The organism is Streptomyces sp. NPDC039462 (assembly GCF_055639375.1).
The window spans coordinates 426,026-450,915 of sequence record NZ_JBVKAO010000007.1 but is presented as its reverse complement, the minus strand read 5'-3'; the positions used below and the strand labels follow the sequence as shown (position 1 = coordinate 450,915).

The 24,890-nt window shown below is 73.6% G+C and carries 20 protein-coding genes, 1 other RNA gene and 2 pseudogenes; 10 read left to right on the top strand and 13 right to left on the bottom strand.

Annotated features, from left to right (window positions below):
• Window positions 1–496: 496 nt before the first annotated feature.
• The 3 genes and pseudogenes from rnpB to ACZ7LU_RS32885 form a co-directional block, all read right to left on the bottom strand.
• Window positions 497–902, bottom strand: an RNA gene (rnpB, locus tag ACZ7LU_RS32895) — RNase P RNA component class A.
• A gap of 124 nt (window positions 903–1,026) precedes the next feature.
• Window positions 1,027–1,746: pseudogene (locus ACZ7LU_RS32890) on the bottom strand (DMT family transporter); the annotation flags it as partial.
• Entirely contained in the window at window positions 1,721–2,677 is a 957-nt protein-coding gene (locus ACZ7LU_RS32885; protein ID WP_471918798.1) for an AraC family transcriptional regulator, read from the bottom strand. The gene ACZ7LU_RS32885 and the pseudogene ACZ7LU_RS32890, both read right to left, overlap by 26 nt.
• Window positions 2,678–2,826: 149 nt before the next feature.
• On the opposite strand from ACZ7LU_RS32885, the gene ACZ7LU_RS32880 reads away from it, so the two are divergent.
• Together ACZ7LU_RS32880 and ACZ7LU_RS32875 are read left to right on the top strand one after the other, a co-directional pair.
• Window positions 2,827–3,684, top strand: a complete 858-nt coding sequence (locus ACZ7LU_RS32880; RefSeq protein WP_471918797.1) for a MerR family transcriptional regulator — start codon at window positions 2,827–2,829, stop codon at window positions 3,682–3,684.
• Window positions 3,685–3,728: 44 nt separating this feature from the next.
• Window positions 3,729–4,349, top strand: coding sequence for a hypothetical protein (locus ACZ7LU_RS32875; protein ID WP_471918796.1), 621 nt, complete (start codon window positions 3,729–3,731; stop codon window positions 4,347–4,349).
• On the opposite strand, the gene ACZ7LU_RS32870 is transcribed toward ACZ7LU_RS32875, so the two are convergent.
• A complete protein-coding gene (locus ACZ7LU_RS32870; protein ID WP_471918795.1) occupies window positions 4,331–5,773 on the bottom strand; it encodes an RNB domain-containing ribonuclease in 1,443 nt (480 codons plus the stop codon). The genes ACZ7LU_RS32875 and ACZ7LU_RS32870 overlap by 19 nt on opposite strands.
• A gap of 443 nt (window positions 5,774–6,216) precedes the next feature.
• Between ACZ7LU_RS32870 and yaaA the strand changes: the two genes are divergently transcribed.
• Together yaaA and ACZ7LU_RS32860 are read left to right on the top strand one after the other, a co-directional pair.
• Window positions 6,217–7,023, top strand: a complete 807-nt coding sequence (gene yaaA / locus ACZ7LU_RS32865; RefSeq protein ID WP_468556206.1) for a peroxide stress protein YaaA — start codon at window positions 6,217–6,219, stop codon at window positions 7,021–7,023.
• Window positions 7,024–7,100: 77 nt separating this feature from the next.
• Window positions 7,101–7,718, top strand: a complete 618-nt coding sequence (locus tag ACZ7LU_RS32860; RefSeq protein ID WP_471918794.1) for a bifunctional 4-hydroxy-2-oxoglutarate aldolase/2-dehydro-3-deoxy-phosphogluconate aldolase — start codon at window positions 7,101–7,103, stop codon at window positions 7,716–7,718.
• A 49-nt stretch (window positions 7,719–7,767) separates the two neighbouring features.
• Here ACZ7LU_RS32860 and ACZ7LU_RS32855 read toward each other — a convergent pair whose 3' ends face one another.
• From ACZ7LU_RS32855 to ACZ7LU_RS32845, 3 genes are read right to left on the bottom strand one after another with little or no spacing between them, the layout of a single operon-like run.
• On the bottom strand, window positions 7,768–9,201 hold the full coding sequence (locus ACZ7LU_RS32855) for a bifunctional RNase H/acid phosphatase (protein WP_471918793.1): 1,434 nt from the start codon (window positions 9,199–9,201) through the stop codon (window positions 7,768–7,770).
• Window positions 9,202–9,213: 12 nt separating this feature from the next.
• Window positions 9,214–9,957 carry a zinc ribbon domain-containing protein gene (locus ACZ7LU_RS32850; protein WP_471918852.1) on the bottom strand — a complete coding sequence of 248 codons (744 nt, stop codon included), beginning with the start codon at window positions 9,955–9,957 and terminating at the stop codon, window positions 9,214–9,216.
• Entirely contained in the window at window positions 9,954–10,817 is an 864-nt protein-coding gene (locus ACZ7LU_RS32845; protein WP_468083346.1) for a Nif3-like dinuclear metal center hexameric protein, read from the bottom strand. Before ACZ7LU_RS32845 ends, ACZ7LU_RS32850 begins: the two co-directional genes overlap by 4 nt.
• Window positions 10,818–11,078: 261 nt before the next feature.
• On the opposite strand from ACZ7LU_RS32845, the gene ACZ7LU_RS32840 reads away from it, so the two are divergent.
• Both ACZ7LU_RS32840 and ACZ7LU_RS32835 read left to right on the top strand, forming a co-directional pair.
• Window positions 11,079–12,362, top strand: coding sequence for a hypothetical protein (locus ACZ7LU_RS32840; RefSeq protein ID WP_398297196.1), 1,284 nt, complete (start codon window positions 11,079–11,081; stop codon window positions 12,360–12,362).
• Window positions 12,363–12,406: 44 nt separating this feature from the next.
• Window positions 12,407–12,580 (top strand): hypothetical protein, encoded by a 174-nt coding sequence (locus ACZ7LU_RS32835; RefSeq protein ID WP_398297198.1) that lies wholly within the window; start codon window positions 12,407–12,409, stop codon window positions 12,578–12,580.
• A gap of 97 nt (window positions 12,581–12,677) precedes the next feature.
• Here ACZ7LU_RS32835 and ACZ7LU_RS32830 read toward each other — a convergent pair whose 3' ends face one another.
• The 3 genes from ACZ7LU_RS32830 to ACZ7LU_RS32820 are packed head-to-tail and all read right to left on the bottom strand — an operon-like array spanning window position 12,678 to window position 15,615.
• Complete coding sequence (locus tag ACZ7LU_RS32830; protein WP_471918792.1) at window positions 12,678–13,625, bottom strand: 3-oxoacyl-ACP reductase; 948 nt, start codon at window positions 13,623–13,625, stop codon at window positions 12,678–12,680.
• 20 nt (window positions 13,626–13,645) lie between these two features.
• The gene (locus ACZ7LU_RS32825; protein ID WP_398297202.1) at window positions 13,646–14,722 is read right to left on the bottom strand and encodes a Zn-dependent alcohol dehydrogenase; all 1,077 of its coding nucleotides are present in this window, start codon (window positions 14,720–14,722) and stop codon (window positions 13,646–13,648) included.
• A gap of 38 nt (window positions 14,723–14,760) precedes the next feature.
• A complete protein-coding gene (locus ACZ7LU_RS32820) occupies window positions 14,761–15,615 on the bottom strand; it encodes a MaoC/PaaZ C-terminal domain-containing protein (protein ID WP_398297204.1) in 855 nt (284 codons plus the stop codon).
• Between the two features lie 297 nt (window positions 15,616–15,912).
• Between ACZ7LU_RS32820 and ACZ7LU_RS32815 the strand changes: the two genes are divergently transcribed.
• Genes ACZ7LU_RS32815 through ACZ7LU_RS32800 form a run of 4 tightly spaced genes read left to right on the top strand, consistent with a single transcriptional unit; the run spans window position 15,913 to window position 19,569 of the window.
• Entirely contained in the window at window positions 15,913–16,863 is a 951-nt protein-coding gene (locus ACZ7LU_RS32815; protein WP_471918791.1) for an ABC transporter ATP-binding protein, read from the top strand.
• A complete protein-coding gene (locus ACZ7LU_RS32810; RefSeq protein ID WP_471918790.1) occupies window positions 16,863–17,582 on the top strand; it encodes an ABC transporter permease in 720 nt (239 codons plus the stop codon). The genes ACZ7LU_RS32815 and ACZ7LU_RS32810 overlap by 1 nt, the downstream gene beginning before the upstream one ends.
• A gap of 32 nt (window positions 17,583–17,614) precedes the next feature.
• Window positions 17,615–18,880 (top strand): sensor histidine kinase, encoded by a 1,266-nt coding sequence (locus ACZ7LU_RS32805; protein ID WP_471918789.1) that lies wholly within the window; start codon window positions 17,615–17,617, stop codon window positions 18,878–18,880.
• Between the two features lie 56 nt (window positions 18,881–18,936).
• The gene (locus ACZ7LU_RS32800) at window positions 18,937–19,569 is read left to right on the top strand and encodes a response regulator (protein WP_398298464.1); all 633 of its coding nucleotides are present in this window, start codon (window positions 18,937–18,939) and stop codon (window positions 19,567–19,569) included.
• 6 nt (window positions 19,570–19,575) lie between these two features.
• On the opposite strand, the gene ACZ7LU_RS32795 is transcribed toward ACZ7LU_RS32800, so the two are convergent.
• The 3 genes and pseudogenes from ACZ7LU_RS32795 to ACZ7LU_RS32785 form a co-directional block, all read right to left on the bottom strand.
• On the bottom strand, window positions 19,576–21,054 hold the full coding sequence (locus tag ACZ7LU_RS32795; RefSeq protein WP_471918788.1) for an MFS transporter: 1,479 nt from the start codon (window positions 21,052–21,054) through the stop codon (window positions 19,576–19,578).
• Between the two features lie 98 nt (window positions 21,055–21,152).
• Window positions 21,153–22,337 carry a lipid-transfer protein gene (locus ACZ7LU_RS32790; RefSeq protein WP_471918787.1) on the bottom strand — a complete coding sequence of 395 codons (1,185 nt, stop codon included), beginning with the start codon at window positions 22,335–22,337 and terminating at the stop codon, window positions 21,153–21,155.
• Window positions 22,338–22,358: 21 nt separating this feature from the next.
• Window positions 22,359–24,434, bottom strand: a pseudogene (locus ACZ7LU_RS32785) (acyl-CoA dehydrogenase); the annotation flags it as partial.
• Between the last annotated feature and the right edge of the window lie 456 nt (window positions 24,435–24,890).

Below are 24,890 nucleotides of genomic sequence, written 5' to 3'. Positions count from 1 at the left end.
GAATCGCGAGGTGCGACTTGACCTCGGGCCAGTCACGGCAGGATTGGGAGTAGGACCTCTCCTTGGTGCGGTCGGCTGTGAGTAGGCGAAGAAAGTCTTTGTCAGGGCGCAGAATCGCCAGCCGCGGCGATCGCGCCGAAGACGGGAAACCTACCCGCCCTGGTTGTGCGAATGTCATCCACTCCCCCGAACCGCCTGCCACTACGCCGAGCCAGGCTCAGGGGGATCGTAACGCGGCAGTTACAGCATCCGGCATACACCTCCCCAGTTCTCGCCCTCCCGCCGGCTGGCTCCTTTACGTTCCTTCCCATCCCGGGTACGTCTAAGGTGTCTCGGGTTCGGGCAAATCGGACCGTACTGCGCAGAGAATCACCACTGCACAGTGATCAGGACGAGTGCCCACAGTCCCCCCCATGCATGGCTACCTTGACGGCTACGTTCGTAGTCGGCAAAAAGGGCCTAACCAGTATGTTCCCTGGTCGAGGGCCCTTGGCGGCAGACGAGTCGGGCTGTACGCCGGGTTCTGTACCGCGGGTCCTCGCGGACGTCGCGGTGACGGCCATCCATCTAGGGCCGGCATTGCTGCCGGCCTCGTGCGGTCTACCCGCGGACTCGGGCGGGCAACCCTCGAACGTCCGCGCAGAGCGCTTGTGACGGCGCTCCTTTTGACCTTGCTCCAGGTGGGGTTTACCTAGCCGCCTGAGTCACCTCAGGCGCTGGTGGTCTCTTACACCACCGTTTCACCCTTACCGGGGGCCGGAGCCCTCGGCGGTCTGTTCTCTGTGGCACTGTCCCGCGGGTCACCCCGGGTGGCCGTTAGCCACCACCTTGCCCTGTGGAGCCCGGACGTTCCTCGGGAAGGTCCCCCGAAGGGGTCTTCACGCGGCCGCCCGCCCGGCTCGTCTGCCGTGCCGACCATGGTACCCGGCGGGTCCCGGGGCCGGACGCCACGCCCGGTGCCGCCGTCGCCAGAAGGGAGCCGGCGAGGATCAGCGTGAAGGCCGCCACGACGTCCGCCGTCAGCGGCTCGGAGAGGAACGTGACGCCCGCCGCCACCGCCACGGCCGGATTGACGTACGTGAAGACGACCGCGCGGGTCGGCCCCGCCTCCCTGATCAGTTCGAGGAAGACGACGAAGGCCAGGGCCGTGCAGATGACACCGAGGCCCGCGAGCGACGCCAGGGTCTCGGTGTCCGGCATGGTCTCCGGCCAGGTCGCCGCCGCCGCGGGGGCGTAGACCAGGGCGGCCAGGGTGAGGCAGGGCGCGATGAGCTGCAGGGTGGGGATGCCGCGCAGGTGACGGGCGACGATCAGCGGGGCGATGGCGTAGCCGAGGGCGGTGAGCATGACCTCCGTGAGGGACCAGGCGTCGCCGCCCGTCAGGTGCGGCACCGTCAGGACGGCGACGCCCGCCAGACCGAGCCCGAGGCCGGTGAGGCGGCGCGCGCCGAGGCGTTCGGTGTCCCCGAAGAAGCGGGCGAGGAGCGCGCCGATGATCGGGACGGCGGCGATGAGGAGCCCGGCCGTGGAGCTGGAGATGCGGCGCTCGGCGTCGGTCAGGGTCCACCACGGGCCGAGGATCTCCACACAGGCGAAGACCAGCATGGGACGCCAGTGCGTCCTGAGTACGCCGGGGAGTCCACCCTGTCGTACGGCGAAGGGGAGCAGGATCGCCGCGCCGAGCGCGCAGCGCGTGAAGACCACCATCGACGGTGACAGATCACTGTCGACCGCCACTTTGATCATGAGATAGGGGATGCCCCACAGGACACCCATGAGGGAGAAGAGGAACCAGCCGCGTGCCGTCATGCGCGCAGTTTCGGCCGTCCCGGCCGCCGGTGTCTTGAACGCTGTTGCGGTACGCCGCCGGGGTCACCCCGAGCACCCTGCGGAACCAGCGCGTGAGGTGTGCCTGGTCGGCGAAGCCCACCAAGGACGCCGCCTCGGCCGGGCGCAGGCCCGCCTCCAGGTGGGCGCGGGCCCGCTGCACGCGGTGCTGGGCGAGCCAGGCGTAGGGCGGCAGCCCCGTCGACGTACGGAAGGCGCGCAGGAGCTGGTAGCGGGAGAGGCCGAGCGGTGCGGCGAGTTCGGCGAGGGTGGGCGGGGTGAGGAGTTCGTCCGCGAGGCGGTCGCGCACGGCGCGGGCGATGCGGTCGGCGCCCGGTACGCGGTCGTCGAGGGGCCGGGCGGTGCCGTGTCTGCGGGCGAGGGCGGTGAGCAGCCACGGGATCCGGGACTCGGCCTCCAACGGGTCGGCGTGCGCGCTCAGTCCGGTGTGCGCGGCGCGCAGGGCGGCGGCCAGGCCGGGGTCGTCGAGGACCGGGTCGCGGAAGTGCGGCAGGGTCCTGGTGCCCTCGCCGAGGAGGGACGGCGCCGGGTACATGGCGCGGTAGGCGTAGCCGCCGGTCGCGCCGGGGCCGCCGGTGTGCACCTCTCCGGGCGCGAGGACGACGATGGAACCCGGCCCGATGTCGAGCCGGCCGCCGCGGTAGTCGATGACCTCCGAGCCGCCGACGCAGACGCCGACGGTGAACTCCTCGTGGTAGTGCGGCGCGTAGCGGTGCCGGTCGAAGCGCGCGGTCAGCAGGTCGAGGGTCTGGCCGCGGGGCCCGACGGGGGCCCGGGCCCACACCGCAAGCTCGCGCGGACGCCCGGCCGCCGTCGCCTCGTGGTCCATGTGGCCGCTCCCCCGGCGAGATCGGATCGTCGGCCTCCGTGAGCTCGGAGCCTTTCCCGCGATCGTGGCACACCGGCGCCCGTGCCGGGCATCGGTCCGGGCCCGCGTGTGCTTGACCTTGCCGCAGCGTCAACGTTTCTACTGAGGGCATGCGGATCGGAGAACTCGCCGGCCTGGTCGGCGTCACCACGCGTGCCATCAGGCACTACCACCACCTGGGCCTGCTGCCGGAGCCCGAACGGCGGCCCAACGGCTACCGCGCGTACGGGCTGCGGCACGCCGTCGTGCTGGCCCGCGTCCGGCGGCTGACCGAGCTCGGTCTGGGTCTCGCCGAGGTGCGGGACGTGCTCGCGGCCGACGCGGGCCGCGACCTCGCCGAGGTCCTCACCGAACTGGACGAGGACCTCGCCCGGCAGGAGACCGCGATCCGGGAGCACAGGGCACGGCTGCGGGTCCTGCTCGACGACGCGGAGCGCGGGCGCCTGTCGCCCGAGGGTCCCGTCTCCCCCGAACTGGCCGATTTCTTCGGTGAGATGGCCCGCGCGTCGGAGGGGCGCCAGGGACCGGAGTCCGTGATGGCCACGAAGGACCGCGAGTTCCTCGTCCTGCTCGACACCACCGCCTCGCCGGAGGACCGGGACGCCTTCCTCGCCGCGATGCGTCCTGCGCTCGGCACGCCCGGCGCGGTGGAGCGGGCCCACGAGGTGTACGCGCGGCTCGACGCCCTCGCCGACGCCGACCTCGCGGAACCCGGCACGGACGCCGCCGTGGACGAGGCCGCGCGGACACTCGCCGACGCGCTGCCGGACTCGCTCCTGACGGAGCTGGGGACCGAGGGCGCCCAGGCTCTCGCCGAGGGCCGCGGGAGCCGCGACGACGGCTTCCTCGAAGCGTTCTTCGCCGACCTCGCGCCCGCGCAGGCCGAGGCCGTGCGCCGCGCGATGCGGCTGCTGGTGCGCCGCGGAACAGAAGCGGACGCGAGGGCGGAAGGGCGGGGATCGGGATGAGAACGCGGACTGGGCGTGCCTGGGCGAAGGTCCTCCGGGCGGCCGTGCCCACACCCGCTCGGCGGCTCGTCGGGCACGAGCTGCGCGTCCTGGCCAGCCTCCTGATGTGGGTGACCCGGCGGCGGCACGGGGTGCGCCCGGCGGCCGGCGACCGTGCCTTCGGGCACGCCCGCGGGCAGGCGGCGATCATGTACGGCCTGACCTTCGTCTGTGTCGTCGAGTCGTTCGGGATGTCCGTGCTGCTGCGGCACTGGCCGACCCTCCACGCCGTCGTACTGGTCGCCGACGTCTACGGCGTGCTCCTGATGATCGGCATCCACGCCGCGTCCGCGACCCGCCCGCACGTGCTGTCGCGGGACGCGCTGCGGGTGCGCCAGGGCGCCCACCGTGACCTGCGGATACCGCTGGAGCTGGTCTCCGCCGTACGCGCCGAGCGCCTCTTCACGCACGAGGCCGCCGACGGCGTGCTCGCCGTGCCGGTCGCGTCGGCGACGTCACTCACCCTGGAGCTCGCCCAGCCCGTCACCGACGTCGGCTTCCTGGGGAAGCGGCGCGAGGTGACGACGGTACGGCTGCACGCGGACGAGCCGGACCGGCTCCTCACGGCCCTGCGGGACCGCCTCACGGCGCTCGGCGGCCACCGCCCTCACGCGGGCGCGAACTGAACCTTCGCCGTGCCGGGGTCGGCCTGCGTGAGCCGGACCCGCATCCGCTCCCCCAACGGCAACTGGGCCGAACCGCCCACGACGCGGGCCACGATCGCCGGCTCGGTCAACTGCACGGTACCGGCGGCCGGTTCCCCCTCCTTCACGTCCACCACCACCGCGTCGAAGACCTCCCCGACCCGCTCCTTCAGCAGGGCGGCCTCGACGATGTCCACGCACTCCCGCTCCACGGTGTTGCCGCGCCGCGCCCCGTCCGCCATCTCTTTCGGCAGCTCGTCCAGGGCTGAGAGCACCCACTCGGGAGGCGGCGCGTCGGCGCAGGCCGCGAGGGCGAGCTCGGAGGCGTAACGGTCGACGAGGCGGCGCAGGGGGGCGGTGCAGTGGGCGTACGGGGCGGCGACCGCGGCATGAGTGGTGAGCTCGGGGATCCTGCCGCCGCTGAACGCCGTGTAGCCCGCGCCGCGCAGCAGCGTCGTGCACTCCTGGAGGAAGGCGGCGTGGTGCGACTCGCGCGGGTCGAGGGAGCGTACGAGCCGCGCGTACGGCATGTGGTGCGGCCAGTCGATGTGCAGCGCGTCGGCGGTGCGGCGCAGCCGGCCCACGGCTCCGTCGGGGGCGCTGGGCAGCGTCCGCAGGATGCCCGCCCCCGAGGCGATCATGAGCTCGGCGGCGGCCATGCCGGTGAGCAGGGAGATCTGGGCGTTCCAGCCGTCGGCGGGGAGCGGGGCGCGGAAGGCCAGTTCGTACGCTCCGTCGCGCTCCACGATCTCCTGCTCGGGCACGCCGAGCGAGATCCCGCCCCGCTCGACCTCTTGCCGCTCGCGGAGCAGCCCGATGTCCCGCAGCAGCGCGACGGGTTCCTCCGCGGTGCCGCCGTCGATGGCTCGCTGCACGCCTTCGTAGTCGAGCTTCGTCCGGCTGCGTACGAGGGCACGGCGCACGTCGGTCGTCACGGCGCGGCCGTCCGCGTCGAGGTCGACGGTCCACAGCACGGCGGGACAGCTCTGGCCCGGCAGCAGGCTGGCGGCGCCCTCGCTCAGCACGGCGGGGTGCAGCGGGACCTTGCCGTCGGGGAAGTACAGGGTCGTGACCCGCCGGTGCGCCTCGGCGTCCAGGGGCCCGCCCGGCGCGACATACGCGGCTACGTCGGCGATCGCGTACCTCACCCGGAAGCCGCCGCCGTCGCGCCGCGACAGGTGCATGGCCTGGTCCAGGTCGACGGAGGTGGGCGGGTCGACGGTGAAGAGGGGGATGTCCGTGGCGTCGTACTCCGGCAGCCGGGGCGCGGCGGCGGCGCGCTCCGCCTCCGCGAGGACGCCGGCGGGGAACTCTCCGGGCACGTCCAGTCTCGTACGCAGATCACGCAGCGCGGTTCGCAGCGGGGCGTCGGGGGCGGTGGTGAGGCGGAGGTGGCGGCGGGGCATGTCCCGAGCGTAGGGCCGCGCCGGGGTTCCGGCACGCGCTTGCCTCCTTGCGTCACGTCGCCGTCCCGCCGGGGCAGGAACCCCAAGCCCGCCGCTTCGCGGCGGATACCTCCCACCCACCCACCCGTTCACCCCGCACCGTTTCGCGGGGGTAGGGGCGGGTGGACGGGTGTTACCCCGTGGCGGCACGCGGGAGTGGGGGCGGGTACCCCCACCGGGGCGCAGGCGCTCGCGCGCCCGAGGGGACGTGGGGGTATGTGCGAACGGAGCACCGAGCACACTGTGGCGCCTTTGGACTTGAGGCGCGGCGCAGGGATGGCGAGTACGCACATACCCCCGCGGCCCCGCCCCACGGGCGGGCGGAAGGCGCCCCCACCAGGACCCGACCCGTACGCTTTCACCGGGGCCGCACCCCTCCCCCGTACCGCTTAAGGAGTCCGATCGTGCTCGTCCTGTTGCCGCCGTCCGAAGGCAAGGCTTCCTCCGGCCGGGGTGCTCCCCTCAAGCCGGAGTCCCTCTCCCTGCCGGGGCTCGCCGACGCGCGGCAGGCCGTTCTCGACGAGCTCGTCGAGCTGTGCGCCGCGGACGAGGAGAAGGCCCGCACCGTGCTCGGGCTCAGCGAAGGCCTGCGCGGCGAGGTCGCGAAGAACGCCGGGCTGCGCACGGCCGGCGCCCGCCCTGCCGGGGAGATCTACACGGGCGTGCTGTACGACGCCCTCGACCTCGCCTCCCTCGACGCCGCCGCCAAGCGCCGCGCCACCCGCTCGCTGCTGGTCTTCTCCGGTCTGTGGGGCGCCGTCGGCGTGGGCGACAGGATCCCCTCCTACCGCTGCTCGATGGGCGTGAAGCTGCCGGGCATCGGCGCCCTCGGCGCGTACTGGCGTACGCCGATGGCCTCCGTCATGCCCGAGGCGGCCGGCGAAGGCCTCGTCCTGGACCTGCGGTCATCCGCGTACGCGGCGGCGTGGAAACCGAAGGGCGAGCTCGCCGGCCGGACGGCGACCGTACGCGTGCTGCACGCGCAGCTCGACGAGAAGACCGGCACCGAGAAGCGCTCCGTCGTGTCGCACTTCAACAAGGCGACGAAGGGCCGCATCGTCCGTTCCCTGCTGACCACGGGGACCGAGCCGAAGGACCCCGCCGAGCTGGTCGAGGCGCTGCGCGACCTGGGGCACGTCGTGGAGGCGGAGGCTCCGGCCAAGCCGGGCAAGCCGTGGGCGCTGGACGTGGTGGTGCGGGAGATCCACTGACCGGCCCTGACTTTAAAGGATTGCAGCATGTGCAATGGGCTTTGCGCATGCTGTTCCCGCCGGTGCAGGATGCCCTCATGACCTCCTCCGTACTGGACCTCGCCCCCGTCATCCCCGTAGTCGTCGTCTCGGACCTCCAGGACGCCGTGCCGATGGCGCGGGCCCTGGTCGCGGGCGGGCTGCCCGCGATCGAGGTGACCCTGCGGACGCCGGTCGCGCTCGACGCGATCTCGGCGATCGCCGCCGAGGTGCCGGACGCGGTGGTCGGCGCGGGGACCGTCATCACGGCGCGGCACGTCGCCGACTCCGTGGCGGCGGGGGCCCGCTTCCTCGTCAGCCCCGGCTGGACGGAGTCGCTGCTGGACGCGATGCAGGGCTCCGGCGTGCCGTTCCTGCCGGGCGTCTCGACGACCTCGGAGGTCGTGGCGCTCCTCGAACACGGCGTACGGGAGATGAAGTTCTTCCCGGCGGAGGCGGCCGGCGGCACCGCCTACCTGAAGTCGCTGGGCGCCCCGCTCCCCCAGGCCCGGTTCTGCCCGACCGGCGGGATCACGGCCGGCACCGCGCCGACCTACCTCGCGCTGAAGAACGTCGGCTGCGTGGGCGGCAGTTGGATGCTTCCCGCCGACGCGGTCGCGGCCAAGGACTGGGACCGCGTCGAGTCCCTGGCCCGCGAGGCTGCGGCCCTGCGCTGACGCAGGTGTTGCCGTGTCCTGCGCTGGCGCAAGTGTGACGTGTCCTGCGCTAGCGCAGATGCGACGTGTCGTTGAGGAGGCGCAGCGACGCGTTGCCGTCGGCGTAGTACGCCACGGCCGACACCGATGCCGCCGAGAGCTCCATGCGGAACAGGGACTCCGGCGGGGCGCCGAGCGCGAGCCGCACCAGCGTCTTGATGGGTGTGACGTGCGTGACGAGCAGGACCGTGCGTCCCGCGTACGCGCCGATCAGCCGGTCGCGCGCCGCCGAGACGCGGCGGGAGACCGCCGCGAAGGACTCGCCTCCCGGCGGTGCCGCCTCCGGTGACGCGAGCCAGGCGTTGAGCTCGTCGGGGTGGCGCTCGCGCACCTCACCGAAGGTGAGTCCCTCCCAGGCCCCGAAGTCCGTTTCGCGCAGGCCCTCTTCGAGGTGTACGTCGAGTCCGAGGCGGGCGGCGACGATGCGCGCGGTCTCCTGGCAGCGCCTGAGCGGCGAGGAGACGACCGCCTGGATCGTGCCGCGCGCGGCGAACGCGGCCGCGGCCCGCTCGGCCTGCTCGCGCCCCACGTCCGACAGGGCCGGATCGGATCCACCGCTCCCGGAGAACCGCTTCTGCGGCGTGAGCGCGGTCTCGCCGTGCCGCAGCAGGACGAAGGTCGCGGGGGCGCCGAGGTCGGCGGGCGCGGCCCAGCCCACGGGCGGAGTGGCGGCGTTGCGCGCCGCACGAACGTCGACGCGGTCCGCCGCGCCGGCCCCGGAGGGCACCGGCTCGGCGGCAGGCGCGGGCGCGGGCGCGGAGGTTCCGTGGCCCGGAGCCACGGCACCCGGCACAGCAGCCCCGCGCCCCGAAACGGCCGCATCCGAGACTGAAATGCCCTGCCCGGAAGCCGAAGCGCCCGGAGTGGTGGTTCCTGCTGGAGGCTGCGGCCCCCGGGCCGTCGTCGCCAGGGCCGCGCGGGCCAGCGCCGCGCCCGCCGCCGCGTCGCCCGGCGGGCCCGGCGGGGGTCCGGCCGCCGCCCGCGCGGCGGACGTGTCGAGGTCCGCCGTCGAGTTCGACGGCTCCCACCGCTCGCCCCGCTTGCCCGCGTCCATCGCCTCGTTGGCGAGCCGGTCCGCGTGCTTGTTGCGCTCGCGGGGGATCCACTCGTACGTGACGCGGGAGGCGGGGAAGATCCGCGCGGCCTCCGCCGCGAGCGGCTTCATGTCGGGGTGCTTGATCTTCCAGCGGCCCGACATCTGCTCGACGACGAGCTTGGAGTCCATGCGGACGTGCACCGAGGCGGCCGGGTCCAGCTGGTGGGCCGCCTTCAGGCCCGCCACGAGACCCTTGTACTCCGCGACGTTGTTCGTCGCGACGCCGATGTACTCGGCGGCCTCCATCAGGGTCTCCCCCGTGGCCGCGTCGATGACGACCGAGCCGTAGCCCGCGGGCCCCGGGTTGCCCCGCGACCCGCCGTCGGCCTCGACGATGAACTCCCGCATCCCAGAAGGCCCTTACAGGCCGGACTCGGACGTACGGACCAGGATGCGGCGGCAGTTCTCGCACCGCAGCACGGTGTCGGGGGACGCCGCCTTCACCTCGTTGACCTCGGTGATGTTCAGCTCGAGGCGGCAGCCCTCGCAGCGCCGCTGGTAGAGCTTGGCGGCACCGACGCCGCCCTCCTTCTCGCGCAGCTTGTCGTAGAGCTTCAGCAGGTCGGCCGGGATGGAGGCCGCCACGACCTCGCGCTCCTTGCCGACGGTCGCGGCCTCGCCGTCGATCTCCTCGAACGCGGCGTCACGCCGGCCCGTCGCGTCGTCGATCTTCGACTGGACGGACGAGACGCGCTCGGTGAGCTCGGCGACCCGCTCCTGGGCGGACTCGCGGCGCTCCATGACCTCCAGGACCACGTCCTCCAGGTCACCCTGGCGCTTGGCCAGCGAGACGATCTCCTTCTGGAGGTTCTCCAGGTCCTTGGGCGAAATGACCGCGCCGGAGTCCAGGCGCTGCTGGTCGCGGGCCGCGCGCTGACGGACCTGGTCGACGTCCTGCTCCGCCTTGGTCTGCTCGCGGGCGCAGTCGCTCTCCTCGGTCGTCGAGGCGACGAGCAGGTCACGCAGTTGCGTGAGGTCCCTGGTCAGCGACTCGATCTCGGCGTGCTCGGGCAGGGACTTCTTCTTGTGCGCGAGCTGCTGCAGGCGTACGTCCAGGGCCTGGACGTCGAGCAGTCGGATCTGGTCGGCGGGCGCGGCGTTCAGTTGGGGGCTCCAGAGGATTGAGAAGTGTCAGAAGTCGTGGACGCCGCGTGGGCGGTCCAGGGGTCGGTGACCGTCTTCGAGACGTGGACGCGCAGTCCCCATCCGTTCCGGTCGGAGATCTCGTCGAGCTGGGCTGCGGCCAGCTCGCACCAGGGCCACTCGGTGGCCCAGTGCGCCGCGTCGAGCAGCGCGAGAGGCGTGCGTTCGCGGGCCTCGGACGCCGGGTGGTGGCGCAGGTCCGCGGTGAGGAAGGCGTCCACGCCGGCGGCGCGCACGTCGTCGAAGAGGCTGTCGCCGGAGCCGCCGCTGACCGCGACGGTGCGGATCGGCGCGGCGGGGTCGCCGGCGACGCGGATGCCCTGCGCGGTGGCGGGCAGCCGCTTCGCGGCGCGCTCGGCCAGCTCGCTCAGGGTCAGGGGGTGGTCGAGTTCGCAGATCCGGCCGAGGCCGCGACGCCCGTGCGGGTCGGCGGGGTCCGGCACGAGGGGGCGTACGACGCGGAGGTCGAGGGCGCCCGCGAGGGCGTCGGAGACGCCGGGGTCGGCGCGGTCGGCGTTGGTGTGCGCGACGTGCAGCGCGACGTCGTGCTTGATCAGGTCGTGGACGACGCGGCCCTTGAAGGTGGACGCCGCCACCGTCGTCGTACCCCGCAGGTAGAGGGGGTGGTGGGTGACCAGGAGCTGGGCTCCCAGCGCAACCGCCTCGTCGGCGATCTGCTGGACGGGGTCGACGGCGAAGAGGACCCGGGAGACCTCCGCTTCGGGGTCTCCGCACACCGTGCCGACCGCGTCCCAGCTCTCGGCCAGTTCGGCGGGCCACAGGGCGTCGAGCGCGGCGATGACTTCAGACAGACGGGGCACGAAGAAAGGCTACCTTCCCGCCGCGCCCGGCATGTCGTGCGTCACCCGCCGCTACCGGACCGCCACGGAGGGCCTCGAAGGGGGCGCGGGGAGCCGCGCGAGCGACCCGGCCGACGGCACGGAAGAGCCCCGCGCAGCACAACCGCTCCTGCTCCCTCAGGCGAATCCGGACATCTCCACCCTTCTGTGTGAAGCGGACGCTCGTCGGTGCCACGTCAGTGCGTGCGAAAACTAGCTTCGGGGCCGGAGGTGACACCCACGATGACAGCGCCACCAGCACCACCGGCGCCACCGGCGCCCCCAGTGCCGCCACCGCCCCGGGCCCGCGCCCGCGTCCGTGTCCCCGCCCGCGCCGCGGGGTGCACGATCGCGGCGGACGGGTCGTACGCCGCGCGCCTCGCCCGCGCCGCGGGCGCTCCGGACTCCTGGTATCCCGAACGCTGGACCCTCGGCTCCGCCGAGCCGTACGCCGTGCCGCTGCCCGGCAACCAGCCGGAGGAACCGGCCACGGAAGTGCTCCCGATGGCCGACGGCCGTGTCCTCATCCACCGCGTGGTGGGCGAGCGGCACACCTTCGCCCTGCTGTACCCGACGGGCCCGGCCACCGGTGAGGTGCCGCTGGGGGCCGTGGAGTGCGGCGAGCTGAGCCTGCTGCCGCCCGCGCCGGGCGGCACTCGCGCGTACGCCCTCGCGCCCGGCGCGCGCGCCTCGGACGTCTGGCTGGTGGCGGGCGGCGCCTTCGGGCCCGAGCACCTCGCCGAGGTGCCGGGCCGGTGCTCGGGCGGCGTCTGGCTGGACGGCACGGACCGGATGCTCGCCCTGGACCGCGAGCTGGACGGCCGCACCAAGACGGTCGCGGTGGACCTGGAGCGCGGCGGCGAGGTCTCCCCGCTCCTGCAGATTTCCGAGGACAGCGACGACCGGCTGCTGCTCGCCGACGCGGGCAGCGGCCTGCTGCTGATCCGCTCCGACGCCCCGGGCGAGCACCGCCTGGGCTGGGGCGTCCTCGGCGGCACGCGGCCGGTCCGCTTCCCCGAGAGCCTGCGGCTGCCCGGCCTCGCGGTGACGCCGTTCGCGATCCAGCCGGGGCAGGTGCTCACGCCGGAGTCCTGCGGGGTGGCGCTGCGGATCGACGGCCCGGCGGCCGGCGGCGGGGGCGGTGCGGGCCGTGGAAGCGGGGGCAGTTGGCTCGGGCTGTGGCGGCCCGCCCGGCGGCAGGTGCAGCAACTGGCCGCGCCCCCGGGGTGGTTGACCGGCTCGGGGTGGTGGACGCGGGAGGGCACCCTGTGTCTGCCGTACGCGACGAGCGCGACTCCGTGCGGAGTCGCCCGCGTGCGAGGCCCCGCGCCGCCCGCCTCCGCACCCGCGCCCGCCGCCACGTCCGCACCCGCCCCCGAACCCGCACGGCCCGCCGCCGGCGAACCCCCGCCGGCCGACGCACCACCCACCCCGCAGCCACCTCCGGCACACCCCCCGAAGCCCGCGGCGGCACGCCCCGTACCGCTGCAGCAGGCACCCCTCGGCGGGCGGACGGCGGGCGGTTAGACTCGCCCGGCTGTACGAACGATCTTCTTTACGGGGTGAATGGCTTGACTATGACCGAGACCGTCACGGAGACACAGCAGAACACCGCGCCACAGCGGCCGACGACTGTGCCCACCGGCGCGCACGTCGGCGCCGGCAGGCACCGGGGGCCGGTGGCCGAGCACGACGAGGCGACGGCGCCGCGGGGGCGGCACCGCAGGCAGGACCCGCAGTCCTGACGCCGAGTGGCTCGTCGCAGAAAGGTCTCGCCCCACGCCGTCACGAGCGGCACGGGGCGGGGCCTTTCTCCGTTCCTCTCCCTCCCCGGCCCGGGGCTCAGCCCCGCTTGAGGCCCAGGACCTCCGCCGCCGCGAACGTCTCGTTCGCCGGGCGGTCCGCGTAGTAGGGGGAGAGCGCCTCGTCCAGCTCGTCGAAGGTGAACGCCTCCTTCGCCGCGTCGAACTTCGCCGCCACCTTGGGCCGCTCGACGACGGCGACCATGCCGCCGTGGACGACGAGCAGCTGTCCGTTGACCCGCCCCGCGGCGGGCGACGCCAAGTACCCCACCAGCGGGGCGACATGCTCGGGCGCCAACGGGTCGAGGCGCCCTTCCGACGGCTCCTCGAACCCGGCGAAGACGTCCTCCGTCATCCGCGTACGGGCCCGGGGGCAGATGGCGTTGGCGGTCACCCCGTACTTGGCGAGGGCCAGCGCCGTCGACGTCGTCAGGCCGACGATGCCGCCCTTGGCCGCCGCGTAGTTGGGCTGGCCCGCCGACCCGGCGAGGAAGGCCTCGGACGACGTGTTGACGATCCGGCCGTAGACCGGGCCGCCCGCCGCCTTGGAGCGCTCGCGCCAGTGGGCCGACGCGAAGTGGGTCGTGTTGAAGTGGCCCTTGAGGTGGACGCGGATGACCGAGTCCCACTCGGACTCGCTCATCGAGAAGATCATCCGGTCCCGCAGGATGCCCGCGTTGTTGACCAGGATGTCGAGCTTTCCGTACGCCTCGACCGCCGACCGCACAAGGCCGCCGGCCTGTTCGTGGTCCGCGACGTCGCCGGTGTGGGCGACGGCCTGCCCGCCCGCCGCCCTGATCTCGGCGGCGACCTCCTCGGCGGGCGCGGCCGACGCCTCGCCCGAGCCGTCGCGTCCCGGCTGCCCGAAGTCGTTGACGACGACGCTCGCGCCGAGCCTGGCCAGTTCCAGCGCCTCGGCACGGCCGAGCCCGCGGCCCGCACCGGTGACGACCGCGGACAGGCCCTCAAGTGGCAGTGACATCTGCATCCCTTCGACGCTCGGAGCGGTCAGATCTCTATGCAGGTGCGCAGGGAGACACCCGTGCGCATCTGGTCCAGCGCCTCGTTGACCTCGGCGAGCTGCACGCGGTGCGTGATCATCCCCGCCAGGTCGATGCGGCCCGCCCGCCAGAGCGCGATGGCCCGCTCGTACGACGTGAGGACGTCCCCTCCGCCGTACATGGAGGGCAGGATGCGCTTCTCGTCGAAGAACAGCTCGAACATGTTGAGCTGCAGGTGGTCGTCCATGGCGCCCGCGCCGACGACGCAGAGCGTGCCGCCGCGCCGCGTCGTCTCGTACGCCGTGCGGGTCGTGGCCGACTTGCCGACGACCTCGAAGACGTAGTCGAAGCCCTCGCCCGCGGTGATCCGCTGCTTGGCGTCGGCCAGTTCGCCGGGCGCCACCGCCTCCGTGGCGCCGAACGCGAGCGCCGCCTCCCTGCGCGACGCGACCGGGTCGACCGCGACGATCTGCGCCGCGCCCTTGAGCCGGGCGCCCTGGATCGCGGAGATGCCGACGCCGCCGCAGCCGATCACGGCGACCGACGAACCGACCGCCACGTCCGCCGTGTTGACGGCCGCGCCGAGCCCCGTCGTCACGCCGCAGCCGATCAGCGCCGCGATGTCGAAGGGCACGTCGTCCGGGATCGGCACGGCGCACCCGGCGTCGACGACGACCTCCTCGGCGAACGTGCCGGTGCCCGCGAAGCCGAAGACGTCACCGCCGGGGCGCTTGAAGTTGGGGGTGCCCGCGTTCATGAACCCGGCGAGACAGAGGTGGGTCTGGCCGCGTTTGCAGGCGGGGCAGGTGCCGCAGGCGGGGAGCCAGCAGAGGAGGACCCGGTCGCCCTGGGCGAGGCCGCTCACGCCGTCGCCGACGTCGACTATCTCGCCGGCGCCCTCGTGGCCGGGGACGAAGGGGGCGGGCTGCGGCAGCACGCCGCTCATCGCCGAGAGGTCGGAGTGGCAGAGCCCGGTGGCCCGGACCCGGATCTTCACCTTGCCGGGGCCGAAGCCCGCCGTCTCCAGGTCGTCGAGGACTTCGAGCTTCTCCTGGCCTGTCTCGTGCAGTACGGCTGCGCGCATGGCGCGGCTCCTCTCGTACGGAGACGTGTTCGAACGCCTCAGACGTGTTCGACGACGGTGTCGGCGAGGACCGGCGCGTCGTCCCGTTCGACGGCGGTGACCGTGGCCTGGACGCGGCCCTCGGCGCGCCACATGCGGATCCGCAGCGTCTCGCCGGGGAAGACGATGCCGGTGAAGCGGGTGCTGTAGCCGCGGACGCGGGTCACGTCGCCGCCGAGCTGCGTGTCGACGACGGCCTTGAGTGTCATTCCGTAGGTGCACAGGCCGTGCAGGATCGGCTTGTCGAAGCCGGCGAGCGCGGCGAACTCGGGGTCGGCGTGCAGCGGGTTCCAGTCCCCGGAGAGGCGATAGAGGAGCGCCTGGTCCTCGCGGACGGGGCGCTCGACCTCCAGGTCGGGGTCGCCTTCAGGTGCGGGAACACGGGTGGAGGGCCCGCGCTCGCCGCCGAAACCGCCCTCACCGCGTACGAAGATCTGCGCGTCGCTCGTCCACAGCGGCCCGTCGTCGTCGGCGACGTCGGAGCGCAGGACGAGGATCGCGGCCTTCCCCTTGTCGTACACCGCGGCGACCCGGGACGTCGTGACGGCCTTGCCCCGGACGGGGATGGGGCGGTGCAGAGTGATGCTCTGGCCGCCGTGCAGGACGGCGGCCAGGTCCACCTCGATGCCGGGCGCGGAGAGTCCACCGACGACGCCCATGCCCGCGCCCGCGACGGTGGCGAAGCTGGGCAGGACGTGCAGCCTGGACTCCAGGGTGTAGCGCAGCTCGTCCGGGTCCGTGGCGGGCAGTCCGGCGCCGATGCCCAGGTGGTAGAGCTGGACGTCCTTGTGGTCCCAGGCGATCTCGGCGGACCGGGGCTCGGCGGCCATGGCCTTCTCGGCGTCGATGGGCATCGGGGGGCAGCTCCTTGGGCCGACGGGAGAAGACCTCGGTGCGACCGTCCGCACCGTCGGCCGCACCGAGGTCGTGACAGGGCCGGAGGCCGGTCGGCGAACGGTCCGCGAACCGGCCGGTTCTAGAACGCGTTCCAGTCCGGCGATCCCATGTATAGCCGAGGCCCCAGCACTTGTGAACCCTCCTGACGCGACGTCAGATCGCGGGCGCCGTCGGGTGACGGTGACATTTGTACCGGCAGGGTCCGTACAACCGCATCTGCCGCCGCCCCGCCCCGGATTCGTAGCGTCGTGGTCATGACGAAGACATCAGTCGCAGCCATGACGAACACATCGGAGGACGCGCCCGCAGTGGCGTTCGACGGCGCTGTCAAGACCTTCGGCGGTGTCCGCGCCGTGGACGGCGTCGACCTGCGGATCGAGCGGGGCGAGACCGTCGCACTGCTCGGCCGCAACGGCGCGGGCAAGTCCACCACGCTCTCCCTCCTGCTCGGCCTGAACGACCCCGACGCGGGCACCGTCCGCCTCTTCGGGCGCTCTCCGGAGCACGCCGTGGCCGCCGGCCGGGTCGGCGCGATGCTGCAGGAGGGCCGTCAGGTGCCGCGCGTCACCGTCCGCGAACTGGTCTCCTTCGTCGCCCGGACGTACCCCGAACCGATGTCCGTCGCCCGGGCCCTTGACCTCGCGGGCATCGCCGAGCTCGCCGACCGGCGCGTGGACCGGCTCTCCGGGGGCCAGAGCCAGCGGGTGCGGTTCGCCGTGGCGCTGGCCGGCGACCCGGCGCTGCTCGTGCTCGACGAGCCGACCGCCGCCCTCGACGTCGAGGCCCGCAACGCCTTCTGGACCTCCATGCGCACCTACGCGCGGCGCGGCCACACCGTCCTCTTCTCCACCCACTACCTGGAGGAGGCCGAGCTGCACGCCGACCGGATCGTCGTCCTCGACCGTGGCCGGGTCGTCGCCGACGGCACCGGGGACCGGCTGCGGCGCGCCGCCGGCGGCAGCCTCGTCTCCTTCGACCTGGCGGGCGGCGGCACGGCCGGGCTCACCGAGCTGCCCGGGGTGCGCTCCCTGGAGGTGCGCGGGGACCGGGCCCGGCTGCGTACCGACGACTCGGACGCGACGGTCCTCGCGCTCGCCTCGCTCGGCGCGATCCGGGGTCTCGAGGTCGCACCGGCCTCCCTGGACGACGCGTTCCTCGCCCTCACCTCCGCTTCCACCTCCCCGACCGCTCTGGAGACCTCCTGATGTTCGCCTACCTCCGACTCGAGATCCGCAGGACGCTGCGCGACGCCGGCTATGTGATCTCGGCGGTCGCGATGCCGGTCCTGATGTTTCTGCTGTTCACCAACGTCGGCGGGGACGACGCGGACGCCTGGAAGACGCAGACGATGATCGGCATGGCCGCGTACGGCGCGCTGGGCGCGGCCATGAACACCGGCACCGGCGTCGCCGAGGACAAGTCCGTCGGCTGGCTGCGGCAGCTCAGGGTCACGCCGATGACCCCGCGCGAGGTCGTCGCGGGCCGGGCCCTGAACGGCTCGGTCACCGTGCTCCCCTCGATCGCCGCGGTGTTCGTCGCGGGCGGCCTGGTCAACGGCGTGCGCATGGACGCCTGGCAGTGGGCGGCGGCCACGCTGCTGCTGTGGCTCGGCTCGCTGCCGTTCACCTTCCTCGGGCTCGGCAACGGCTACCGCCTCACCGCCCAGTCCACCGGAGTCGTGAACGTCGCCTGCAATCTCGGCCTCGCGGTCCTCGGCGGCCTGTGGTTCCCGATCACCCAGTTCCCCGACTGGCTGCGCACCGTCGCCGACTACACACCCACCCACCGGTTCGCGGACCTCGGCGTCGCCGTGACCGAGCACGAAGCGCCGGGCCTCGTCACCGTGACGGTCCTGCTCTGCTGGCTGCTCGCGTTCGGTTCGTACGCTGTTGTCTCGTACCGGCGGGCCGCGCGCACCGCGTGAGCCGCATGAGCCGGAGGACGAGGAACGTGGACATGTCCTGGAAGAACAAGGTCAGCTGCCGGATGCACGAGTGGCAGCACGCCCGCCGGACGTGGAAGTCCGCATGGGCGGAGGCCAAGCCCGCCTGGCGCGCCAAGAAGAAGGCGGGCGAGATCCCCCCGCACGAGTTCGGCCCGCCCAACGGCTTCGCCCTGCTGCCCTGGCTGCTCATGGGCATGGGCGCCTTCTCGCACCTCCTCCAGGGCAAGACGCCCAACCCGTGGATCGCGGGCGTGGGCCTGATCGCCTTCAACTCCCTCTACATCTCCGTCGTGTTCCGCGCCTTCGACAAGGAGAAGCGCACCGCACCCGCCACTTTCCGGGCCCTCGGCGCCCTGGCCGTGCTCACCATCGCCCTCGCCGCGGGCTACGGCGGCAACTGGCTGATGTTCTTCCCGCTCCTCGGCCTGGCCACCGGAGCCGTCGTGCGGGGGCGCGGCCTCGGCCCCGTCGGCCTGGGCCTGAGCGTCCTCGCCGGCGGCATCGGCGGCTTCAGGGAGGGCTGGGACGCGGTGAACATCGCCTACGGCACGTTCCTCTCCACGATGGTGACCGCCGCGATCCTCTCCCTGTCCGAGGCCGTGCGTGAACTCCGCGCCACCCGCGAGGAACTGGCCCGCGCCGCCGTCGAGAAGGAACGCCTCCGCTTCTCCCGGGACCTGCACGACCTGCTCGGCCACACGCTCTCCGTGATCGTGGTGAAGGCGGAGGCCACCCGCCGCCTGGCCCCCCGCGACCTGGACGCGGCACTCGGCCAGGTCGCCGACATCGAGTCCGTCGGCCGGCAGGCGCTCACCGAGATCCGCGAGGCCGTCACCGGCTACCGCGAGGGCAGCCTCGCCACGGAGCTCGACCGCGCCCGCGATCTGCTCGGCGCGGCGGGCATCGACACGGTCGTACGCCAGTCGGGCCCGCCCCTCGCCCCGCAGACGGCGGCGCTCCTCGGCTGGGTGGTCCGCGAGTCCGCCACCAACGTCGTACGCCATTCCGGCGCCGCCCACTGCGAGATCGAGGTCACCGGCACCTCCGAACAGACCCGCCTGGACATCACGGACGACGGCCGCGGCGGGGGCGCCGGGGCACCCGGCACCGGCCTGAAGGGCCTGACCGAACGCCTCACGACAGCAGGCGGCTCCCTCACCTCGGGCCCGGCCCCCGGCACCGGCTTCCGCGTCACAGCGATCCTCCCGGCCACCGAGACCGACCCCGTCCCGGCCACCTCCCTCACACCCGCCCCGACGGGCGCCCGAGAGGCATGAACCGACGCGAATTCCCGGTGCCTGACTGGCCGTCATACTCTTCTCCCGTGGAAGAGATGCCGCAGGACCACCGCCCCACCAGATCCATCAGGGTTCTCCTCGCCGAGGACCAGGGCATGATGCGGGGCGCGCTCGCGCTGTTGCTCGGGCTCGAGGCGGACATCGAGGTCGTCGCGCAGGTCGGGGCGGGGGACGAGATCGTCGACGCGGCGCTGGCCGCCCGGCCCGACGTGGCGCTGCTCGACATCGAGCTGCCGGGCCGCAGCGGCCTGGACGCCGCGGCGGAGCTGCGCGAGGAGTGCCCGGACTGCCGGGTCCTCATCCTCACCACCTTCGGCAGGCCCGGCTATCTGCGCCGGGCCATGGAAGCGGGCGCGGTCGGCTTCCTGGTCAAGGACGGGCCCGTCGAGGAGCTCGCCGAGGCGGTCCGGCGGGCGCTGCGGGGCGAGACGGTGATCGACCCGGCGCTCGCCGCGGCCGCGCTGAGCGCGGGTCCGAGCCCCCTGACCGGCCGCGAGGCGGACGTCCTCAAGGCCTCCGTGGACGGCGCCACGGTCGCCGACATCGCGGGCAGACTGCATCTGTCGGAGTCGACCGTGCGGAACTACCTGTCGGCTGCGATCGGGAAGACGGGGACGCGGAACCGGATGGAGGCGGTGCGGGAGGCCCGGCAGCAGGGGTGGCTGTGACCCCCCCTACTCCTGTGAGGAGCTCCGCTGCCTCGGCATCCACAGGAGCAGCACCACCACACCCGCCAGCAGGATGAACCCGCTCGTCCGGAACGCCATCGCGTAGCCGTCGGTGAGCGCCTGGCGCGACGCCGAGCCGTTCATCTGCGCGGCGGCCACCGTGGACAGCACCGCGAGGCCGAGCGCGCCGCCCATCGTGCGGGAGGTGTTGACAAGGCCGGACACGAGCCCCGCGTCGCCGGCCGCCGCACCCGAGGTGGCGAGCGAGGCGAGCGGCGTCGTGGCGAGGCCCGCGCCGAGCATCATCGCCATGCCGGGCAGCAGGATCGAGGTCACGTACGCCCCGTCGACCGTCATCGCCGTCGACTGCCAGCCGAAGCCCGCGGCGGCCACGAGGATGCCGAGGACGGAGACGCTCTTCGCGCCGATCACCGGCATCAGGCGCGGCGCGAGCATCGAGCCGAGGACGACGGTGAGCGAGGACGGCATGAGGGCGAGGCCCGCCTTGAGCGGGGAGTAGCCGAGGACGTTCTGGGTGTAGAGCGTCATGAACATCCACATGGCGAACATGCCGCCGCCGCACACGAACATCGCGGCGTTCGCCGCCGACACCGTCCGCACCTTGAACAGCTTCAGCGGCATCAGCGGCGCCTTCGTGCGCGACTCCACCACGAGGAAGGCCGCGAGGAGCGCGAGCCCCGCCGCCAGGGGCAGCAGGGTCGGGGCGGCCGTCCAGCCCTTCTCCTCGGTCTGCACGATGCCGTACGCGAGGGTGGCGAGTCCGGCCGTGACGAGGACGGCGCCCGGCACGTCCAGGCGGCGCGTCCGGTCGGCCCTGCTCTCGGTGAGCCAGGCCAGGCCCGCGACGATCACCAGCGCGCCGACCGGCACATTGATCAGGAGGACCCAGCGCCAGGAGAGCAGGTCGGTCAGGACGCCGCCGACCAGACCGCCCGCCGCGCCGCCGCCCGCGCCGACCGCCGACCAGACGCCGATGGCCCGCGCCCGCGCCGGGCCCTCGGGGACCGCGGAGGTGAGGATCGTCAGGGTCGACGGCGCGAGGACGGCGGCGCCGAGGCCCTGCACGGCCCGGGCCGCGAGGAGCTGCCACTCGGCCTGCGCGAGGCCGCCGCCGAGGGAGGCGGCGGTGAAGAGGCCGAGCCCCACGAGGAACATGCGCTTGCGTCCGAAGAGGTCCCCGGCCCGTCCGCCGAGCAGCATGAAGCCGGCGAAGGCTATGGAGTACGCGTTGACGACCCACTGCAGACCGATGGCGCTCATGCCCAGGTCGGAGCGCATCGACGGCAGCGCGGTGTTCACCACGGACACGTCGAGGACGACCAGGAACTGACCGGCGCAGGCGGTGAGCAGGACCGCCCACACCGGTACGGACTTCTTCGGCGGGTGAGCTGGCCGGGCGGACCGGGCCGGAGAGGCGGTGGGAGCCGAACCGGCTGTGTAAGCGGTGGAGGGCGTCTGGACCATGACAGCCATCCTCTCAAGCGGGATTCGAGCGACGCATCGGGCATTCGCTCCCCCTGTCCTGGTCCCAGAGGCCTAGGTCGAACGCCCCTCCCGCCCCGCTAGCCGCGCAGGAGCGTCACCACCGCCGCCCCGCCGAGGCCGATGTTGTGCGCGAGCCCCACCCGTGCCCCCTCGACCTGCCGTGCCGCCGCCTCGCCGCGCAGCTGCCAGGTCAGCTCGGCGACCTGCGCGATGCCGGTCGCGCCCAGCGGGTGGCCCTTGGAGATGAGGCCGCCGGAGGGGTTCACCACCCAGCGCCCGCCGTACGTCGTCGCGCCGCTCTCGACGAGCTTTCCCGACTCGCCTGGCGCGCACATGCCGAGCGCCTCGTACGTCAGGAGTTCGTTGACGGAGAAGCAGTCGTGCAGCTCGACGACGTCCACGTCCTCGATGCCGAGCCCCGACCTCTCGTACACCCGGCGCGCCGCCTCCCGCGACATGGGCTGTCCGACGGCGTCGACGCAGGACCCGGAGGCGAAGGACTCTTCGGTGTCGGTGGTCATGGCCTGGGCGGCGATCTCCACCGCGCGCCCCGCAAGGCCGTGCCGCTCCACGAACCGCTCGGAGACCACGACCGCCGCCGCCGAACCGTCCGACGTCGGGGAGCACTGGAGCTTGGTGAGGGGGCGGTGGATGGTCCTGGCGGCGAGGATCTCGTCGACGGTGTACGCGTCCTGGAACTGGGCGTACGGATTGTTCACCGAGTGCCGGTGGTTCTTGGCGCCGACCGCGGCGAGCTGCGCCTCGGTCGTGCCGTACTTCTCCATGTGCTCGCGGGCCGCGTTGCCGAAGATCTGCGCGGTGGGCGGGGTCATCTCGAAGCCGTGGCGCGCGGCCATGATGCCGTAGTGGCGGGCGACGGGAGACGTCGCGAAGTCGCCCTCGCCGCCTCCGCCCAGCGCCCCGCGCGTCATTTTCTCGAAGCCGAGCGCGAGCACGCAGTCGCTCAGGCCGCCCTCGACGAACTGGCGCGCCATCATGAGCGCGGTCGACCCCGTCGCGCAGTTGTTGTTGACGTTGTAGACGGGAATGCCGGTGAGGCCCAGTTGGTAGACGGCGCGCTGTCCTGCCGTGGAGGCCTGGAAGCAGTAGCCGACGGCGGCCTGCTCGATGCGGTCGTACGTGATCCCGGCGTCCGCGAGCGCCTTGTCGCCGGCCTCCTTCGCCATGTCCCAGTACTGCCAGTCCCGCGTCTCGGGCTTCTCGAACCGGGTCATCCCGACACCGACGACATACGCCTTCATAAGGGCCCTCCAGTCATGGGATCAGTCACGGGGCAGGCCGAGGATCCGCTCGGCGACGACATTGAGCTGGACCTGGGTGGTGCCGCCCGCGATCGTCAGGCAGCGCGACATCAGGAAGCCGTGCAGCGCCCGCTCCCCCGGGCCCTCGCGCACCGCCCCCGCCGCGCCGAGGAGTTCGAGGGCGAACTCGGCGACCTTCTGCTGGTGCGGGGTCTGGACGAGTTTGCGGACGGCGGCGCCCGCGCCCGGCTCCGCGCCCGCCACCTGCCGGGTGGTGGTGCGCAGGCCGATGCAGGCGAGAGCGTGGGCCTCGGCGGCGAGCGCCCCGATGCGCGCGCGGTACGCGCCGTCCAGCTCGCCGGCGCGGGCGATGAGCGCTTCCAGCCCGGTGTCGAAGGTCAACTGGTCGGCCATGTGGACGCGTTCGTTGCCGAGGGTGTGGCGGGCGACCCGCCAGCCGTCGTCGACCTGTCCGACGACCGCGTCCGCGGGGAGCAGTACGTCGTCGAAGTACACCTCGTTGAAGAGGGAGTCGCCGGTGATCTCCTTGAGGGGGCGGACGTCGATCCCCGGGGTGTTCTTCATGTCGACGAGGAAGTACGTCAGCCCTTTGTGTTTGGGCGCCGACGGGTTCGTACGGGCGAGGAGGATGCCGTGGTCGGCCCACTGGGCCGCGCTCGTCCACACCTTCTGGCCGTTGACGCGCCAGCCCTCGTCGACGCGTTCGGCGCGGGTACGCAGCGCGGCGAGGTCGGAGCCCGCGTCCGGCTCGCTGAAGAGCTGGCACCACAGCAGTTCGCCGCGCAGGGTGGGCGCGAGGTGGCGCTGCCGCTGGGCCTCGGTGCCGTACGCGAGGAGGGAGGGGATCACCCAGGTCGCGATGCCGAGGTCACCGATCTTGACTCCGGCCGCCTTCAACTCGTCCTGGATGACGAGCTGTTCGACGGGTCCGGCGCCAAGTCCGTACGGGGCGGGGAGGTGGGGGGCCGCGTAGCCGGTGGGGGCGAGGGCCTTGCGGGCGGCGTCCGGGGCGAGCCCGCGGGCCGGGGCGATGGCCGCGCGGGCCCTGGCGCGGCAGGCCGCCGCTTCCTCCGCCGCCTCCGCCGGGAGTTCCAGGCGCAGTTCGCGCCGCGCGCCGCCCTCCGCGAGCCGCACGGCCCGCAGCCGGTGGGCGTCGCCCGCGCCGAGCAGCTGCCGCGCCACGACGGCCCTGCGCAGGTACAGGTGGGCGTCGTGCTCCCAGGTGAAGCCGATGCCGCCGAGGATCTGTACGCAGTCCTTGGCGCAGGAGTACGCGGCGTCGAGGGCCGTGCCCGCGGCGAGGGCGGTGACCAGGCCCCGTACGTCGTCCGGCAGGTCCGGGTCGTCGGCGGCGCGGGCCGCGTCCCAGGTCAGGGCGCGGGCCTGCTCGACGCGGAGCAGCATGTCGGCGCAGAGGTGCTTGACGCCCTGGAACCGTCCGATGGGGCGGCCGAACTGCTCGCGGGTCTTGGCGTGTTCGGCCGCGGTGTGCAGCGCCCACGCCGCGGTGCCGCAGGCGTCGGCGGCCAGCACGGCGGCCGCCAGGTCGCGGACGAGCGCGGAGTCCACGGCGAGGACCCGGTCCGCGGGGACGTGCGCGGCCCGTGCGGTCACTTCGGCGGTGGGCCGCGTCGGGTCGGCGCTCCGGTGGGTACGCACGGTCAGCGCGGCGGCGTCGACGGCCAGCCACACCGGGCCGGCCGCGGAGGCCGCGGCCAGGACGAGCAGGTCCGCCTCCCCGCCGGAGAGGACGGGCGGCGCCGTGCCGTCGAGGACGTATCCGTCGGGCCGGGAGGCGGCGGTGAGGGTGCCCGCGCCCAGAGCCACGGCGCCGATCCGCGCACCGCGGGCCAGCTCGGCGGCGAGCGTCCGCGCGCCGGCGCGGTGCAGCACCAGCGAGGCGAGGGAACTCGCCGCGAACGGCCCGGGAAGCGCGGCCCGCGCCGCCTCTTCAAGGACCACGGCAAGGTCGAGCAGTCCCCCGCCCCCGCCTCCGCACTCCCCCGGCAGATGAAGCCCCAGCAGCCCCTGCCGGGCGAGCCCTTCCCAGTGGGCGGGACGGCTGCCGCGGGGGGCGGAGCTTTCCCGGTCCGGGTGGGGTGGCGGGGCGGCACCGGGGGCGGGGCTGTCCCGGTCCGGGCGAGGTGGCGGGGCGGCACCGGGGACGGGGCTTTCCCCGTCCGGGCGAGGCGGCGGGGAGGTACCGGGGGCGGAGCTATGCCCGTCCGGGCGAGGTGACGAGGAGGCACCGGGGGCGGAGCTATCCCCGTCCGGGCGAGGCGGCGGGGCTGCACCGAGGGCGGAGCCCTCCCGGCCCGGACGCGGCGGGGAGGCGGGCGAGGAGGCGGGGTCGTGCAGCTCGTCCGCCTCCCCCGAGGAGGGCCCGGCGGCAGCGGGCAACGCGTGCCCCTCCTCCGAGGGCTCGGCGGCGTCGAGTAGTGCGCGCCTCTCCTCCGGGGGTGCGGCGCGTGCGAGCCAGCCGCGTACCGCTGACGCCAACTCCCCTTGTTCCCGCGTGATTCCGATGCCCAT